At 63.6% G+C, this 14,177-nt stretch carries 15 protein-coding genes; 9 read left to right on the top strand and 6 right to left on the bottom strand.

Going from position 1 to position 14,177, the window contains the following annotated elements; all coding sequences use genetic code 11:
• Positions 1–678: GlxA family transcriptional regulator (locus HP546_RS06415; protein ID WP_172221296.1), on the top strand; the 678-nt coding region annotated here is incomplete at its 5' end.
• A gap of 65 nt (positions 679–743) precedes the next feature.
• Here the strand turns inward: HP546_RS06415 and HP546_RS06410 are convergent.
• Positions 744–1,415 (bottom strand): TetR/AcrR family transcriptional regulator, encoded by a 672-nt coding sequence (locus HP546_RS06410; protein ID WP_172221293.1) that lies wholly within the window; start codon positions 1,413–1,415, stop codon positions 744–746.
• Between the two features lie 169 nt (positions 1,416–1,584).
• On the opposite strand from HP546_RS06410, the gene HP546_RS06405 reads away from it, so the two are divergent.
• The gene (locus tag HP546_RS06405) at positions 1,585–2,469 is read left to right on the top strand and encodes a DMT family transporter (RefSeq protein ID WP_172221290.1); all 885 of its coding nucleotides are present in this window, start codon (positions 1,585–1,587) and stop codon (positions 2,467–2,469) included.
• A gap of 8 nt (positions 2,470–2,477) precedes the next feature.
• Here the strand turns inward: HP546_RS06405 and HP546_RS06400 are convergent, their stop codons facing one another.
• Positions 2,478–3,362 carry a hypothetical protein gene (locus HP546_RS06400; protein ID WP_172221287.1) on the bottom strand — a complete coding sequence of 295 codons (885 nt, stop codon included), beginning with the start codon at positions 3,360–3,362 and terminating at the stop codon, positions 2,478–2,480.
• Between the two features lie 198 nt (positions 3,363–3,560).
• Between HP546_RS06400 and HP546_RS06395 the strand changes: the two genes are divergently transcribed.
• The 5 genes from HP546_RS06395 (at position 3,561) to HP546_RS06375 (ending at position 7,813) form a co-directional block, all read left to right on the top strand.
• A complete protein-coding gene (locus tag HP546_RS06395) occupies positions 3,561–4,541 on the top strand; it encodes an aliphatic sulfonate ABC transporter substrate-binding protein (protein ID WP_172221282.1) in 981 nt (326 codons plus the stop codon).
• A gap of 16 nt (positions 4,542–4,557) precedes the next feature.
• Entirely contained in the window at positions 4,558–5,949 is a 1,392-nt protein-coding gene (locus tag HP546_RS06390; protein ID WP_172221279.1) for an LLM class flavin-dependent oxidoreductase, read from the top strand.
• Between the two features lie 106 nt (positions 5,950–6,055).
• Positions 6,056–6,892, top strand: a complete 837-nt coding sequence (locus HP546_RS06385; protein WP_172221276.1) for a bifunctional allantoicase/(S)-ureidoglycine aminohydrolase — start codon at positions 6,056–6,058, stop codon at positions 6,890–6,892.
• Between the two features lie 90 nt (positions 6,893–6,982).
• Positions 6,983–7,582: an START domain-containing protein gene (locus HP546_RS06380; protein ID WP_172221273.1), complete on the top strand. Its 600-nt coding sequence runs from the start codon at positions 6,983–6,985 to the stop codon at positions 7,580–7,582.
• A gap of 78 nt (positions 7,583–7,660) precedes the next feature.
• Positions 7,661–7,813 (top strand): hypothetical protein, encoded by a 153-nt coding sequence (locus HP546_RS06375; protein ID WP_175586149.1) that lies wholly within the window; start codon positions 7,661–7,663, stop codon positions 7,811–7,813.
• A gap of 35 nt (positions 7,814–7,848) precedes the next feature.
• Here the strand turns inward: HP546_RS06375 and HP546_RS06370 are convergent, their stop codons facing one another.
• Together HP546_RS06370 and HP546_RS06365 are read right to left on the bottom strand one after the other, a co-directional pair.
• A complete protein-coding gene (locus HP546_RS06370) occupies positions 7,849–9,267 on the bottom strand; it encodes an amino acid permease (RefSeq protein ID WP_172221270.1) in 1,419 nt (472 codons plus the stop codon).
• A 329-nt stretch (positions 9,268–9,596) separates the two neighbouring features.
• On the bottom strand, positions 9,597–10,019 hold the full coding sequence (locus HP546_RS06365; RefSeq protein WP_172221267.1) for an Lrp/AsnC family transcriptional regulator: 423 nt from the start codon (positions 10,017–10,019) through the stop codon (positions 9,597–9,599).
• Between the two features lie 189 nt (positions 10,020–10,208).
• On the opposite strand from HP546_RS06365, the gene HP546_RS06360 reads away from it, so the two are divergent.
• Together HP546_RS06360 and ctlX are read left to right on the top strand one after the other, a co-directional pair.
• Positions 10,209–11,261: an ornithine cyclodeaminase gene (locus HP546_RS06360; protein WP_172221264.1), complete on the top strand. Its 1,053-nt coding sequence runs from the start codon at positions 10,209–10,211 to the stop codon at positions 11,259–11,261.
• A 23-nt stretch (positions 11,262–11,284) separates the two neighbouring features.
• Positions 11,285–12,238 carry a citrulline utilization hydrolase CtlX gene (ctlX, locus tag HP546_RS06355; protein ID WP_172221261.1) on the top strand — a complete coding sequence of 318 codons (954 nt, stop codon included), beginning with the start codon at positions 11,285–11,287 and terminating at the stop codon, positions 12,236–12,238.
• A gap of 389 nt (positions 12,239–12,627) precedes the next feature.
• Here ctlX and sodC read toward each other — a convergent pair whose 3' ends face one another.
• Together sodC and HP546_RS06345 are read right to left on the bottom strand one after the other, a co-directional pair.
• Positions 12,628–13,143, bottom strand: a complete 516-nt coding sequence (sodC, locus tag HP546_RS06350) for a superoxide dismutase family protein (protein WP_172221258.1) — start codon at positions 13,141–13,143, stop codon at positions 12,628–12,630.
• 113 nt (positions 13,144–13,256) lie between these two features.
• On the bottom strand, positions 13,257–14,138 hold the full coding sequence (locus HP546_RS06345; RefSeq protein ID WP_172221255.1) for a LysR substrate-binding domain-containing protein: 882 nt from the start codon (positions 14,136–14,138) through the stop codon (positions 13,257–13,259).
• Positions 14,139–14,177: the final 39 nt, after the last annotated feature.

Here is a 14,177-nt window from a genome sequence, read left to right as displayed (position 1 = left end):
TACCCGCAACTCGACCGCCTGCTAGATGACAGTGCCGCTCACGGCATGGCCTTGGGCGGCCTGTGGAACGGCGCGTGGTTCCTGGGTCGCGCCGGGGTGCTGGACGATTATGGCTGCAGCATTCACCCCGAGCAGCGCGCCAGCTTGTCCGAACGCAGCCCGCAAACGCGCATCACCCCGGCCAGCTTCACCCTCGATCGCGACCGCCTCACCGCCGCCAGCCCGAATGGCGCCATGGAGCTGATGCTGGGCCTGGTGCGCAGGCTGTACGGCGACGGCCTGGCCGAGGGCGTGGAGGAAATCCTGTCGTTCTCGGGCGCACGCTACCGCCAGGTCGGCCCAGGGGCGAAGAAATCCATGAGCCTGCACCTGCGTACCATCGTCGAGCTGATGGAAAACAACCTCGAGGAAACCCTCAGCCTTGACCAGCTGGCCGCCTACAGCGGGCGCTCGCGCCGTCAGATCGACCGCCTGTTCCAGGCCCAGCTGGGAACGTCGCCGCGGCGCTATTACATGGAACTGCGCATCACCAAGAGCCGCCGGCTGCTGCAGTACTCCGACCTGTCGGTGATGGAGGTGGCAGTGGCCTGCGGGTTTGTCTCGGTGTCGCACTTCAGCAAGTGCTATGCGGCGTACTTCGGGTACCCGCCGTCGCGGGAGCAGCGCCTGGGCGAATAACCGGGCATATCGAGTGCCGCCCGCGCGGTGCTCGATCTCACTGGCGCAACACCCTGTCAGCCTGCTCAGACGCAGATATAGCGCAGCACCGCATCACAGATCATGGCCTTGTGGCGCAGCTTGATTTGCTCGTCGGACAGATCGATCTGGAAGATCTCGCCAAAGGTGTGGCGATTCGATACCCGGTAGAAGCAGAACGCGCTCATCAGCATGTGCAGGTCGATAACCTCGATGCCAGTGCGGAATACGCCTTCCTGCACACCACGGTGCAGGGTATTGCCCAGGGCTTCGAGCACCAGGCTGCTCATTTCGCGAATCGCCGGCGACTGCTTCACGTATTCGCCATAGTGGATGTTCTCCGTGCAGATGATCCGCACGAAGTCGACATTGCGGTCGTGGTGATCGAAGGTGAACTCCACCAACCGACGGATCGCCTGCTCGGCCGGCAGCGACTCCAGGTCGAGGCTTTGCTCGGTCTTGCGGATATCGCCGTACAGCTTGATCAGGCACTCGCAGTACAGCTGCTCCTTGCTGCCGAAGTAGTAGTAGATCATGCGCTTGGAGGTGGCGGTGCGCTCGGCAATGGCGTCGACGCGGGCGCCGGCCAGCCCTTGCTGGACGAATTCGTTGATGGCGGCCTGGAGGATGTCCTCGCGGGTTTTCTCGGGGTTGTTCTTGCGCGTTCTGCGCACCCCTTCGGTTTCAGGCTGGCCGAGGCCGACTACGGAATCACTCATACCCACTCACAGGCTGTTTATTGGAATAGGGGGATTATCCGTGAGCGCGACCATGCAGGGAAGCACGCTGTTGGTCGGGTAGCCAGGTAGCAGCCCTGCTGGCTGGCCTTGTCAGCGCCCGGCACAACCCGCTAGCCTGCCTGCCACTGCCCCGGACGGAACCTGCCCCATGCAACCGCGCGACCTCGCCGCCTACCTGTTCCTGGCCATCGCCTGGGGCTTTTCGTTCCTGGTGGTACTCAAGGTGGTGCATGCCTTTGGCTGGGTTGGCGCGGTCAGCCTGCGGGCACTGATCGCCGGGGGTACCCTGGCGCTGCTCGCCGCGCTGCTGGGCCGCACACTGCGCCTGCGGCCACTGCTGGTCCCGCTGCTGGTGGTGGGCGCCACGACGGTGGCTGGGCAGCTGATCGGCCTGTCGTACGCCACCCCGCGCATCGGCACGGCAATGGCGGCAATTATTGTCGCCACCATTCCGCTGTTCTCGATGCTGATCGGACGCGTCTGGGGCCTTGAGAAAATCACCCGGCAGGGCCTGGCAGGGTTGCTGCTGGGTATTGTCGGCATCGCCATCCTGGTGGGCTTCCCCGCCCGGCCTATCGATGACGACTTCATCCACGGCTGCATCGCTTCGCTGCTCGGCTGCATCAGCGCCGCTTACGGCAGCAACTACGCCAGCCTGCACTTGCGCGGCCAGGACCCCTGGACGGTGACCGGCGGCGCGTTCCTGGCGGGCGGGTTGCTGACCTTGCCACTGCTGCTGGTAGTGCCGGTGCCCAGTGTGCCGCAAGCCAGCGACTGGCTGTACCTGCTGCTTAGCGGCGCGGTGATGAGCGCCACCACCTACGTGCTGTACTTTGGCCTGGTGGCACGCATCGGCGCTACCCGCGCCATCAGCGTGGAGTTCGTGGTCACCCTGGTGGCGGTAGTGGTCGGCGCGTTGTTCCTCGATGAGGCGCTGAGCCTGTTGCAGGCCGCCGGCGGCGTGGTGATTCTGCTCGGCTGCATGCTGGTGCTGGGGCTGCTGCCGGGGCGCAAGCGGCGCTTGCCCAGCTAAGCGCGGGGTCAGTCGCGCTGTGCGGTATCTGGCTGCAGCGGCGGGGTCAGGTGCAGCACACGGTTGCGACCGCCTTCAGCGAGCAGGTAACCGCCCTTGCCATCGGCGGCTATGGACTGAGGGGCTTTCAGGAAGGTCAGTACAGTGTGCTGAATACCCTGGGCATCAACGCGCAGCAGGCGTGCGCGATGGGTGTTGTCTTCGCTGATCCACAGGCCGCGCTGGTCGCAGAACAGGAACGTGGGGTTACGCAGGCCATCGACCACTACCGGGTCCTTGCCATCCTCGGACAGGGCGCGGACCTTGCCATTGGCCTTCTCGGTGTACAGCAGGCGGCCATCGCTGCAGCGGGTGAGGCCTTCGGTTTCGGTGAGGCCGGCGCGCAGTACATCGAGCTGGCCGCTGTTCCAGTCATAGCGCATCAAACGACCATTGCCCTTGCGGTCCTCGATGGCATACAGGTAATCGCCGTCATTCCACAGGCCCTGCACGCTCTCGCCATCGAACAGTCGAGTCACCCGGCCATCACGGGCCAGGCTGACCGGAGCGAGCCCGCCTTCCTGGCTGAACACCCAGCCGCCCTGCGCCGCCACCATACCGTCAGGCTTGGACAAGTTGTCGATGACCACCACCCGGTCGCCCTGCGCGGTGATCTTGAGAATGCTGCCCTGGCCATCATCCAGCTCGCGGCTGACCAGCAGGCTGCCATCAGCTTGCGGCAACAGCGACGCGGCCTTGGTCACATCCCGGTGCAGCACCTCGACGCCCCAGCCGGCTGCAGCCTGCACCGGGTAAAAACTCTGCCAGGCGAAAAAACCGAAGGTAGCCGCGAGCAGGCCAGTGGTGGCAGTCAAAGCGATACGGGTGCTGCGTTTGCGCAGGATGTGCGGCATCTAGGGGCTCCTCGGGATTGCCGGGGATGCTAGCAAGCGGATGTGAAAAAAATGTCGAAAATCGACAGATCGTTACAAAACAAAAGGATATAAAAAGAACAAAACAATCTAACAAAAGGAAATATTAAAATTGAAAGCCAACGGCCATCTCCCTAGTCTGGGTGCATCGCTAGCTGCCCCATACAAGGAACAACGCCCATGCCTTCCCGACCCTTTTCCCCCCTGCGCCGCCTGCTGATCGGCGGTTTGCTGGCCAGTGTCGCCAGTGCCCTGCTGCCGTGGTCGCAAGCCGTGGCCGAAGACGCCAAGACCTTGCGCATCGGTTACCAGAAATTCAACAGCATCAACATTCTCAAAGGTAGCGGCGCGTTGGAGAAGGCCCTGGCACCGCAGGGGGTAACTGTCAGCTGGCACGAATTTGCTGCGGGCCCACAGTTGCTCGAAGCCCTGAGCACTGGTGCAATCGACCTCGGCCACGCCGCCGACGCGCCTTCGGTGTTTGCCCAAGCCGCAGGCAAGCCGGTGGTTTACCTGGCCGCCGAACAACCCTACCCACGCGGCATCGGCCTGGTGGTGCGGGAGCAGGACCACCTGGCCCGCGTGCAGGACCTGAAAGGCAAGCGTGTAGCCACCGGCCGTGGCTGGAACGCCCAGTATCTGTTGGCCGTGGCTTTGCAACAGGCTGGCCTCAGCTACCAGGACATCACCCCCGCCTACGTCAACAATGCCGCCGACGCGGTAGCTGCCCTGCAATCGGGCAGCGTCCAGGCCGTGACCCTGTGGGACCCGTTCCTCGCCGCCGCAGAGCACCAGCCCGGCCTGAAAAACCTGCGCGATGGCAACGGTTTGTCCAGCAACCGCACCTTCTACCTGTCCACCGCCAGCTTCGCCGACCAGCACCGCGCCCTGCTGAAAACCTTCTTCGCCGAACTGGGCAGAGTCAGCCAGTGGGCCAACAGCAAGCCTGCCGAGGTTGCCGCCTTGCTGGCCCCACAGCTAGGGATCAATGCCGACGTGCTGGAAGTGGCCAGCGAACGACGCAACTACAACGCCGTGGCCATCACCCCGCAAATAATTGCAGAGCAACAGAAACTGGCCGATACCTTCCAGGGCCTGGGCCTTATCCCGCGCAAGCTGCAGGTAGCCGATGCGGTCTACCCTGCCTCCGTGTTGCCTTGAGCGGAGAATGCCAGCCATGCCCCGCCCGATCCGCTTCAACGCCTTCAGCATGAACGCCGCCAGCCACCAGTCCCCCGGCCTGTGGCGCCACCCGCGCAACACCAGCGTGGCCTTCAACCGCCTCAGCTACTGGACCGACCTGGCCCGGCTGCTCGAACGCGGCCTGTTCGACGCCCTGTTCATCGCCGATGTGCTGGGTATCTACGACGTCTACCAGGGAGGCCCCGAAGCCGCCCTGCGCGGTGGCGTGCAGGTGCCGGTCAACGACCCGCTGCTGCTGGTGCCGGCCATGGCCGGGGTCACCGAGCACCTGGGCTTCGGCGTCACCTTTTCGCTTACCTACGAGCACCCCTATCCGTTCGCCCGGCGCATGTCCACGCTCGACCATCTGAGCAATGGCCGGGTCGGCTGGAACATCGTCACCGGCTACCTCGACAGCGCCGCGCGCAACCTGGGCCTGGCGCGCCAGCTGGGCCACGACCAGCGCTACGACCTGGCCGAGGAATACCTGCAGGTGCTGTACAAATTGTGGGAAAAAAGCTGGGACGACGATGCGGTGCTGCTGGAGCGTGACAGCGGGCGCTACATCGAGCCAACCCGGGTACACCCCATCAACCATGTTGGCGAGCATTTCCAGGTCCCCGGCATGCACCTGTGCGAACCGTCGCCGCAACGCACGCCGGTGTTGTTCCAGGCCGGTGCCTCGGCACGCGGCCAGCAGTTTGCCGCGCAGCATGCCGAATGCGTGTTCATCAGTGGGCCGACGCCGACGGTGCTGCGCCGTTATGCCGACGGCATCCGCCAGGCCAGCGAAACGGCCGGGCGTGGCCGCGACGAGGTGCTGATCTACGCCCAGGCGCTGCTGATCGTCGCCCCCACGCGCGAAGAAGCCGAGGCACGCTTTGCCGATTACCGCCGCCATGTCGACCTGGACGCCGCCCTGGCGCTGCTGTCGGGGTGGACCGGTATCGACTTCGCCGGCCTCGACCCCGACGCGCCCATCGAGTACGTCGAAAACGATGCCGGCCGAGCCGCCCTGGCCGCCTTCACCGCAGCCGACCCTGACCGCCGCTGGACCGTACGCGAGGCTGCCGGGTTCGTTGGCCTGGGTGGCCGCGGCCCGGTATTGGTGGGCGCTGCCAGCGACATTGCCGACCAGCTGGAGCACTGGCTGGACCTGACCGGTATCGATGGCTTCAACCTGACCTACGCCGTACAACCGGAGGACCTGGCCAATGTCGTCGAGCTGTTGGTGCCCGAGCTGCAACGCCGTGGCCGCTACCCGCTGAGCTACGCCGACGGCACCCTGCGCCACAAGTTGTTCGGCCAGGGCGACCGGTTGCCGGAGCAGCACGTGGGTCGCCAGGTCGACATTCAGCGATCAAATACCGGGTATTCCAACATTTAATTTGTGGATGGGACGCGCTCGACCCTATTCTGTCGCCACATCCCCTGCGCCGCACCGGCCGGTGCGGTTCAAGGCATGGGGAGAGAACAACAAGTCGAGATCGTCCATGTCGAACCAATCGTACTTCGCCCCCCACGGTGGGCACCCGGCTCAGACCGAGCTGCTGACTGACCGTGCCATGTTCACCGAAGCCTATGCCGTCATCCCCAAGGGCGTAATGCGTGACATCGTCACCAGCCACCTGCCGTTCTGGGACAAGATGCGCATGTGGGTCATCGCCCGCCCGCTGACCGGTTTTGCCGAAACCTTCTCCCAGTACATCGTCGAAGTGGCCCCGGAAGGCGGCAGCGAGCGCCCTGAAATGGACGCCAACGCCGAAGCCGTGGTGTTCATCGTCGAAGGCCAGCTGGACATCACCGTCGAAGGCAAGCACCACAGCCTGGTACCGGGCAGCTACGCCTTCCTGGCCCCGGGCGCCGAGTGGAGCCTGCGCAACAACAGCAAGGCCAATGTCACCTTCCACTGGCTGCGCAAGCACTACCAGAAAGTTGAAGGCCTGGATGTGCCGGAGTCCTTCGTCACCCACCGCGACAACGCCACCGTCATCGAAATGCCGGGCACCGAAGGCCGCTGGAAAACCACCCGCTTCGTCGACATGGCCGACATGCGCCACGACATGCACGTGAACATCGTCACCTTCCAGCCAGGCGGCGTGATCCCGTTCGCCGAAACCCACGTGATGGAACACGGCCTGTATGTGCTGGAAGGCAAGGCCGTGTACCGCCTGAACCAGGACTGGGTCGAAGTGGAAGCCGGCGACTTCATGTGGCTGCGCGCCTTCTGCCCGCAGGCCTGCTACGCCGGCGGCCCAGGCAACTTCAGCTACCTGCTGTACAAGGACGTCAACCGTCATGTGCACCTGACGCTCAACCCCAAGCGCTAAGCCCACGCTGATGCCCGCAAGCCCGCCAACCTGGCGGGCTTTCTGTTTGCCGCGCATACTCAGACACTTCGTCCCCGCGCGGTGCCAGCCATGAACCGCTGCCTGCTGCTCGCCACCCTGCTGCTGTGCACCCCTGCCCTGGCCGCCGATGACTGGAGCCTGGCCTACGACCGCGAAGGCATTCGCGTGTACCTGAGCGCTGCCAGCGACTCGTCCTACCAGCAGTTTCGAGGGGTCAGCACCATGAAAGCCAGCGTGCGTACCCTCACCGACCTGCAGGAGAACCTGCGGGTGGCCTGCAAGTGGCTGTACGCCTGCGATCAGATGCGCTTGCTGGACGTGGACGGCGACCGCACCTGGGTGTACCTGACCACCAACCTGCCATGGCCGACGATGCCGCGGGATATCGTGCTGAAGGTCACCAGCGAACGCCTGGAAGACGGCACCCTGCTGCGGCACCTCAGCGCCGAGCCCGACAGGATCCCCAAGGTCGAGGGGCTGATCCGGGTGCAGCGGTTGAGCGGTGAGTGGCGGATGAAACCCTTGGGTGAGCGCGAGACCGAGGTCACTTACCAGTTGCAGGCCGACCCTGCCGGGGACGTGCCGGGGTGGCTGGCCAACCGGTTTGTGGTGGATGCGCCGGTCGTGACATTGCGCACCTTGCGGGCGGTGGCGGAGCGCCAGCCTTGAAGGGCTGCTCCAGCGCCTGCATCGCGGTACCCGCCAGACCAGCGAGGGCCAGGCGCTGTCCGCGGTAATGTCCGATCCATGCAGAAGACCGCCTCGGTGTTCGATCGCCTCACCGACCAGGTCGTGCAGCGGCGTGAGGTTTATTACCTGGTGGTGCCACAAGGGCGAACCGTCACGCCGACGATCCTGGGGCTGGTGGACTGGCTGCGCGATGCATCGCCCGCTGGCTGAGCAGTCAAGCGGGGCTGCTGCGCAGCCCGAAAATTCTACGCTGCGGTGGCGGCCTGCAGCTGCGCACACGCCTTGGCCCTGCGCCGATAAGCCAACAACAACCCCCCGTACCACAAGGGCATCACATACAGCGCGGTGCGAGTGTCCGGTTCCAGCGCCAGCAGGCACAGCACGAAGATCAGGAACAGCTGCGACAGCGCTGCGGTGACCTTGCCGCCCGGCAGCTTGAACTTCGACTGGGCATGCGCCAACGGGTTTTGCCGGCGGTAGGCGAAGTAGGACATCAGGATCAACGACCAGGTAACGATGATCATCACGGCAGAAATGGTCGACACCAGGGTGAACACCGTCATTACTTCCGGGATCACGAACAGCAGCGTCAGCGCAATGGCCATGCACACCCCCGAGAACACCAGCGCGCGCACCGGCGTGCCCGAGCCCGACAGCCGGCCGAAGGCCACCGGCGCCTGCTGCTGATGCGACAGGCCGTACAGCATCCTCGAGCCCGAATACACGCCACTGTTGGCTGACGAGGCGGCCGAAGTCAGCACCACAAAATTGATGATACCGGCCGCGGCTGGCAGCCCGCCAAGCAGGAACAGCTCGACAAACGGACTGCGGTTAGCCGGCACATTGGCCCAGGAGATGACGCTGATGATGCACACCAGCGAACAGATATAGAACAGCAGGATGCGCACCGGGATGGTGTTGATGGCCTTGGGCAAGGTCTTTTCCGGGTCCTTGGCCTCTGCCGCTGCGGTGCCGATCAGTTCGGTACCCACAAAGGAGAAGATCGCGATCTGGAAGCCGGCAAGGAAGCCAAGGAAGCCATGGGGCATGACCACCCCCGGCGCCACCAGGTGGCTGAACGATGCGGTTACGCCGACCGGGCTGGTGTAGGACGTGGCGACCATGACCAGCCCGGTCACCACCAGTAGCACGATGGCCACGATCTTGATCAGGCCGAACCAGAACTCCACTTCACCGAACGCCTTCACCGCCAGCATGTTCAGCCCCAATAGCAGGAACATGGTGGCAAATGCCGGCAGCCAGGTGGGCACATCGGGGTACCAGTACTGGAAGAACCCCGCTACCACCACCACATCACCCACCGCCGCCACCACCCAGCTGAGCCAGTACGACCAACTGAGGATGAAGCCGGCCCGTGGGCCCAGGTAGTTGTGCACCAGCTCGGCGAACGACTCCATCTGCAGGTTGGCCAGCAGCATCTCGCCCATGGCGCGCATGATGCAGAAAACGAAGAAGCCGATGATGGCATAGACGAGAATGATCGAAGTGCCGGAAAGCGCAATGATCTTGCCCGACCCCATGAACAGGCCGGTACCAATGGCGCCACTGATCGAAATAAGCTGGATATGCCGGTTTTCCAGTCGCCGTTTAAGCACGCGACCCGCTTCCGGCGGTGTGCTTTGCGCATTGCACGTTTGCTGCATAGTTGACCTCTTATTCTTTTTTGTAAAACCTCAGCATCCCGCACCGCACCCGTTAATAGGGACTGACGTGCAGGTTCAAGTCATCAAAGACTGACGAAGCGTGGGGAGTAACACAGATGACTGACAGTGCCCGGCGCAACTTCGCAGCGGGTTTGCCTATTCAATTGAAACGCACCCGGGTGACGTGCCGCGAAAGCCGTTTAATTTTGCCAGCGGCCCAGGTCAAGCGGAACGCTACAGAGTGCACAGCGCCAACGCGATTTTGTGCAGTGTGAAAAGCCTGGGTGACAGTTTGCGCAATGCGCGGGGCCCAACGCTTGACCCTTCGGTCACATCTTGTAGGTCGAGAGCAGGATGCTGGTCTCGGTGTTTTCGATGTGTTGTATCGAGCGAATGGCGTTCAACGCCCGGTCGAAGGCTTCCAGGGTGTCGGCGCGCAGCTCTGCCATCAGGTCCCAACGGCCGTTGGTGGTATGGATCGCCACCACGTTGGGGTGCCCACGCAGCGCGTGCTTGACCTCTGCGGCGTGGTGGCCGCTGATGCCGATGCTGGTGATTGCCCGTACACCCTGGTCCAGCGCATCGGAGCGCAGGCGTACCGTGTAGCCGATGATCACGCCCTGCTCTTCGAGCCGGGTGATGCGGTTTTGCACGGTTGCCCGGGCCACCTTGAGCTTCTTCGCCAAGGTCAGCACCGGGGTACGCGCGTTGTCCCGTAACAGCGCAATCAGTTCCCGATCGATAGTATCCATTTAATCCTGCCAAATAATCAGATTGCTACTTTGGGGTGGCAGATTGTCTAGAAAGTTGACGAAACTGGCAACCTGCATTCTTCCGGTTGACGTAACCCTGCCGCAAAATATTCAGGCCGCGACACTTCGACAATTTCAAGCGTTTACCCTGCATTGCGGGGTGAGTGCACAATAACAAGGTGCAAGCACATGACGTATTTCATTGATGTTCCAACCATGTCGGACTTGGTGCATGACATTGGCGTAGCGCCGTTCATTGGCGAACTGGCTGCGGCCATTCGTGATGACTTCATGCGCTGGCAAGAGTTTGATAAATCCGCGCGTGTCGCCAGCCACTCGGAAGTGGGCGTGATCGAACTGATGCCCGTGGCCGATAACAGCCGCTACGCCTTCAAATACGTCAACGGCCACCCGGCCAACACTGCCCGTGACTTGCATACGGTAATGGCTTTTGGCGTGCTGGCCGATGTCGATACCGGCTACCCGGTGCTGCTGTCCGAACTGACCATCGCCACCGCGCTGCGCACTGCGGCCACCTCGTTGATGGCGGCGCAGGCACTGGCGCGGCCCAACTCACGCAAGATGGCGCTGATCGGTAACGGTGCGCAGAGCGAGTTCCAGGCCCTGGCCTTCCACAAACATCTGGGCATCGAAGAAATCGTCGCCTATGACACCGACCCGCTGGCCACTGCCAAGCTGATCGCCAACCTCAAGGAATACAGCGGCCTGACCATCCGCCGCGCAAGCTCGGTGGCCGAAGCGGTGAAAGGCGTCGACATCATCACCACGGTGACGGCCGACAAGGCTTACGCCACCATCATCACCGCCGACATGCTCGAACCCGGCATGCACCTGAACGCCGTGGGTGGCGACTGCCCGGGCAAGACCGAGCTGCATGCCGATGTGCTGCGCAACGCCCGGGTGTTCGTCGAGTACGAGCCGCAAACCCGCATTGAAGGCGATATCCAGCAATTGCCAGCGGACTTCCCGGTGGTCGACCTGTGGCGCGTGCTGCGAGGCGAAACCGAGGGCCGCCAGAGCGACAGCCAGGTCACCGTGTTCGACTCGGTGGGCTTCGCCCTCGAAGACTACACCGTGCTACGGTACGTATTACAGCAAGCGGAAAAGCGCGGCATGGGCGCGAAGATCGACCTGGTGCCGTGGGTGGAAGACGACCCTAAAGACCTGTTCAGCCATACCCGTGGCCGTGCTGCCAAAACCCGCATCCGACGCGTTGCCTGACCTTTCCCAACGGGTATTTCTACATGGCATTTCCAACGCGTTCGATTCAAGCACCTGCAGCAGTGGTCATGGTCAGGCCGCATGCGTTCACCCCCAACCCGGAAACCGCAGCCGACAACTCGTTCCAGCGCAGCAGCAGCGGGGCTGCCGGGCAGCACCTGGCCGAAGTGGCCCGCGATGAAGTGACCCACGCCGCTGGCAGGCTGGAAGCCGAAGGCGTGCGCGTGCACCTGTTCGACGATTTTGGCGAGCACGACACCCCGGACTCGGTATTCCCCAACAACTGGTTCTCCACGCATCCAGGCGGGCACATCGCGATCTACTCGATGTACTCGCGCAACCGCCGCCGCGAGCGCCGCGCCGATGTGATCGAGATGCTCAAGCATGAGTACCGCGTGCAGGATGTGATCGACTATTCGGGGCTGGAACAGGACGACCTGTTCCTTGAGGGCACCGGCGCCATGGTCTTCGACCACCTGTCGCGGGTGGCCTACACCGCACGCTCCAACCGCGCCGACCCGATTGCCCTCGAGCGGTTCAGCACGCACTTCAATTTCGAGCCGATGGTGTTCGATACTGCCGATGAGCACGGCACGCCGATCTACCACACCAACGTGCTGATGTGCGTGGCGACCGAGTTTGCCCTGGTGGGGTTTGACACGTTCACCAACAAGGCGCGGGCTGAAGAAGTGCGGATGCGCCTGATTGAATCGGGCCGCGATGTGATCGCGCTGAGCAACCTGCAGATCAGCCAGTTCGCCGGCAATGCCATCGAGCTGTCCGGGCGTGACGGGCGCATCCTGGCGCTGTCACGCAAGGCCTTCGACAGCCTGACCGCCGAGCAGCGCCAGCGCATCGAACGCTCGGCGCGGCTAGTGCCGCTGGACGTGCCGACCATCGAAATGGCCGGCGGCTCGGTGCGCTGCATGATTGCCGGGATTCACCTGTCACCGCGCCTGATTGCGGCGTGTGCCTGACTCACGGGTGCTTGCCATCGCATTTGCATCGCCTGTGAGGTCTAGCGCCGCCCGCGCGACGCTTCGCGGGGCAAGCCCTAATGCCAGGCAGTTAAGCAATTGGGGCCGCTTTGCGGCCCATCGCCGGCAAGCCAGGCTCCCACAAGTACGGCGCATGGCTTGAATTCGATGCGGTCGGGGTGGGAGCTGGCTTGTCGTGGCGACGAACCGCGGCGATGGGCTGCGCAGCAGCCCCATTAGCCTTAACTGACTGACACTCTCTTGCCCCGCGAAGCGCCGCGCGGGCGGCGCTCGATCTCACAGGCGCTGCATATCTTGTGGCAAACACCTGTCTGCCCTTATGGGATCCCTATAGGGCTCCATGACTATCCCGCTGGGATCACAACCTGCTACTCCACCACCCCACACGCCACCCGCGCCCCACCCCCGCCAAGCTTCGCGGGGTGGTCGCTATGGTTGTCACCGCCAGCATGCACCATCAGCGCGTGGCCTTTGAAATCCTCGGCTTTGAGGCGCGGCGCCAGCACCGGGTAAGTGGCCTTGCCATCCGCCCCGACATACAGCGCCGGCAAGTCCCCGCGATGGCCGCTGTCATCGTACGGGCCTTTGTGGGCATTGCTGGTGTCCGGGTCCCAATGACCACCGGCAGCCCCGGCCGGCACGCTCTTGCCGCCCTCTTCAGCCGCTGCACAAGACCCTTTCTGGTGCAGATGGAAGCCATGCACACCCGGCGGCAGGTCCTTGAGGTCCGGGGTCAGCAAAGTGCCGTACTTGTTCTGCTCGATGCTGATGGTGCCGATCGACTTGCCCGGGCCATCGGCACCTGCAAGCTTGAGTTCCACAGTCTGGGCCGCCTGGGCCAGGCCGGTGCTGGCCAGCAATGCGGCGAATACTGCTGCTTTCATCATGTTTCTCCATGGCTTGGGATGTTGGGCGTCGTACCCACGTAACAGGTGGGACTGCGCAGACTGCCATGCATTCCCTCCAGCCACAGACTGAAACACTTCCCCCTCGGCCGCTAGATGCCGCCGCCCGCCAGCAGTTGCGTCATCACCTCGGCCAGCGCCTTGATCATCACGTCCGCTGTCGGCCGGTGGACAATGACGATTTCATAGCTGTCGACCTCCGGCAGCCCCTGCCTGCCTCCCAGCACCTGATGCTCGCCAGTCGCCGCCCTTGGCGGCAGCAGGCTGATGCCCATGCCATCGGCAACCGCCGCCTGGATGCCGCTGAGGCTGGAGCTGGTGAAACTGATGCGCCAGCGCCGGCCCATGCCTTCGATTGCACTGATCATGTCTTCGCGGTAGAGGCCACGGGGTGGGAAGGTCACCAGCGGGATCGGGTCCAGCTCGAAAGCCGGGGAGCGCGCGCTGTCGATCCATTGCAACCGCTCGGGCCAGCAGGCCACGCCTTCGCGGGTGTTGCGCCGCTGCTTGAGCAGCACCAGGTCGAGCTCACCGTTGTCGTAGGCCTGGCTGAGGTCACGGCACAGGCCGCTGGTCACCTCGAGTTTTACCTGCGGGTGCAGGCGACTGAAGGCCGACAGCGCATTGGTGGTACGCCCGCCAACGAAGTCCTCGGGCACGCCAAGACGCACCGTGGTGCCCACCATCGCCCCGGCCAGGGCTTCGAGCATCTGGTCGTTCAGCGCCAGCATGTGCCGGGCGTAGCCGAGCAAGGTCTGCCCTGCGTCGGTCGGCAGCACGTCGCGGTTGCCACGCACCAACAGGCGGTGGCCGACCATGTCCTCCAGGCGGCGCACCTTCTGGCTGATGGTCGACTGGGTCGAATGCAGGCGCGCGGCTGCGGTGGTAAAGCTGCCGCAATCGGCCACCACGACGATAGCGCGCAGCAGGTCGAGGTCGAACAGGGCCCTATTCGATTTAACGCTGATAGACATCTTGATATTCAACTGCTGAATGGCAAGCCTGACTTCTAT

The sequence above is a fragment of the Pseudomonas sp. CM25 genome, from assembly GCF_013179705.1.
GTDB lineage: Bacteria > Pseudomonadota > Gammaproteobacteria > Pseudomonadales > Pseudomonadaceae > Aquipseudomonas.
The sequence above is the reverse complement of the archived record's forward strand: the minus strand, read 5'-3'. Positions and strand labels throughout refer to the sequence as shown.

Excerpts from the sequence above, each read along its gene's own strand:
- HP546_RS06405 (WP_172221290.1), top strand. The coding sequence starts at position 1,585 with ATGCAACCGCGCGACCTCGCCGCCTACCTGTTCCTGGCCATCGCCTGG.
- ctlX (WP_172221261.1), top strand. The coding sequence starts at position 11,285 with ATGGCATTTCCAACGCGTTCGATTCAAGCACCTGCAGCAGTGGTCATG.
- HP546_RS06410 (WP_172221293.1), bottom strand. The coding sequence starts at position 1,415 with ATGAGTGATTCCGTAGTCGGCCTCGGCCAGCCTGAAACCGAAGGGGTG.
- HP546_RS06400 (WP_172221287.1), bottom strand. The coding sequence starts at position 3,362 with ATGCCGCACATCCTGCGCAAACGCAGCACCCGTATCGCTTTGACTGCC.
- HP546_RS06345 (WP_172221255.1), bottom strand. The coding sequence starts at position 14,138 with ATGTCTATCAGCGTTAAATCGAATAGGGCCCTGTTCGACCTCGACCTG.
- HP546_RS06380 (WP_172221273.1), top strand. The coding sequence starts at position 6,983 with ATGAACCGCTGCCTGCTGCTCGCCACCCTGCTGCTGTGCACCCCTGCC.
- HP546_RS06375 (WP_175586149.1), top strand. The coding sequence starts at position 7,661 with ATGCAGAAGACCGCCTCGGTGTTCGATCGCCTCACCGACCAGGTCGTG.
- sodC (WP_172221258.1), bottom strand. The coding sequence starts at position 13,143 with ATGAAAGCAGCAGTATTCGCCGCATTGCTGGCCAGCACCGGCCTGGCC.
- HP546_RS06370 (WP_172221270.1), bottom strand. The coding sequence starts at position 9,267 with ATGCAGCAAACGTGCAATGCGCAAAGCACACCGCCGGAAGCGGGTCGC.
- HP546_RS06360 (WP_172221264.1), top strand. The coding sequence starts at position 10,209 with ATGACGTATTTCATTGATGTTCCAACCATGTCGGACTTGGTGCATGAC.
- HP546_RS06390 (WP_172221279.1), top strand. The coding sequence starts at position 4,558 with ATGCCCCGCCCGATCCGCTTCAACGCCTTCAGCATGAACGCCGCCAGC.
- HP546_RS06365 (WP_172221267.1), bottom strand. The coding sequence starts at position 10,019 with ATGGATACTATCGATCGGGAACTGATTGCGCTGTTACGGGACAACGCG.
- HP546_RS06385 (WP_172221276.1), top strand. The coding sequence starts at position 6,056 with ATGTCGAACCAATCGTACTTCGCCCCCCACGGTGGGCACCCGGCTCAG.
- HP546_RS06395 (WP_172221282.1), top strand. The coding sequence starts at position 3,561 with ATGCCTTCCCGACCCTTTTCCCCCCTGCGCCGCCTGCTGATCGGCGGT.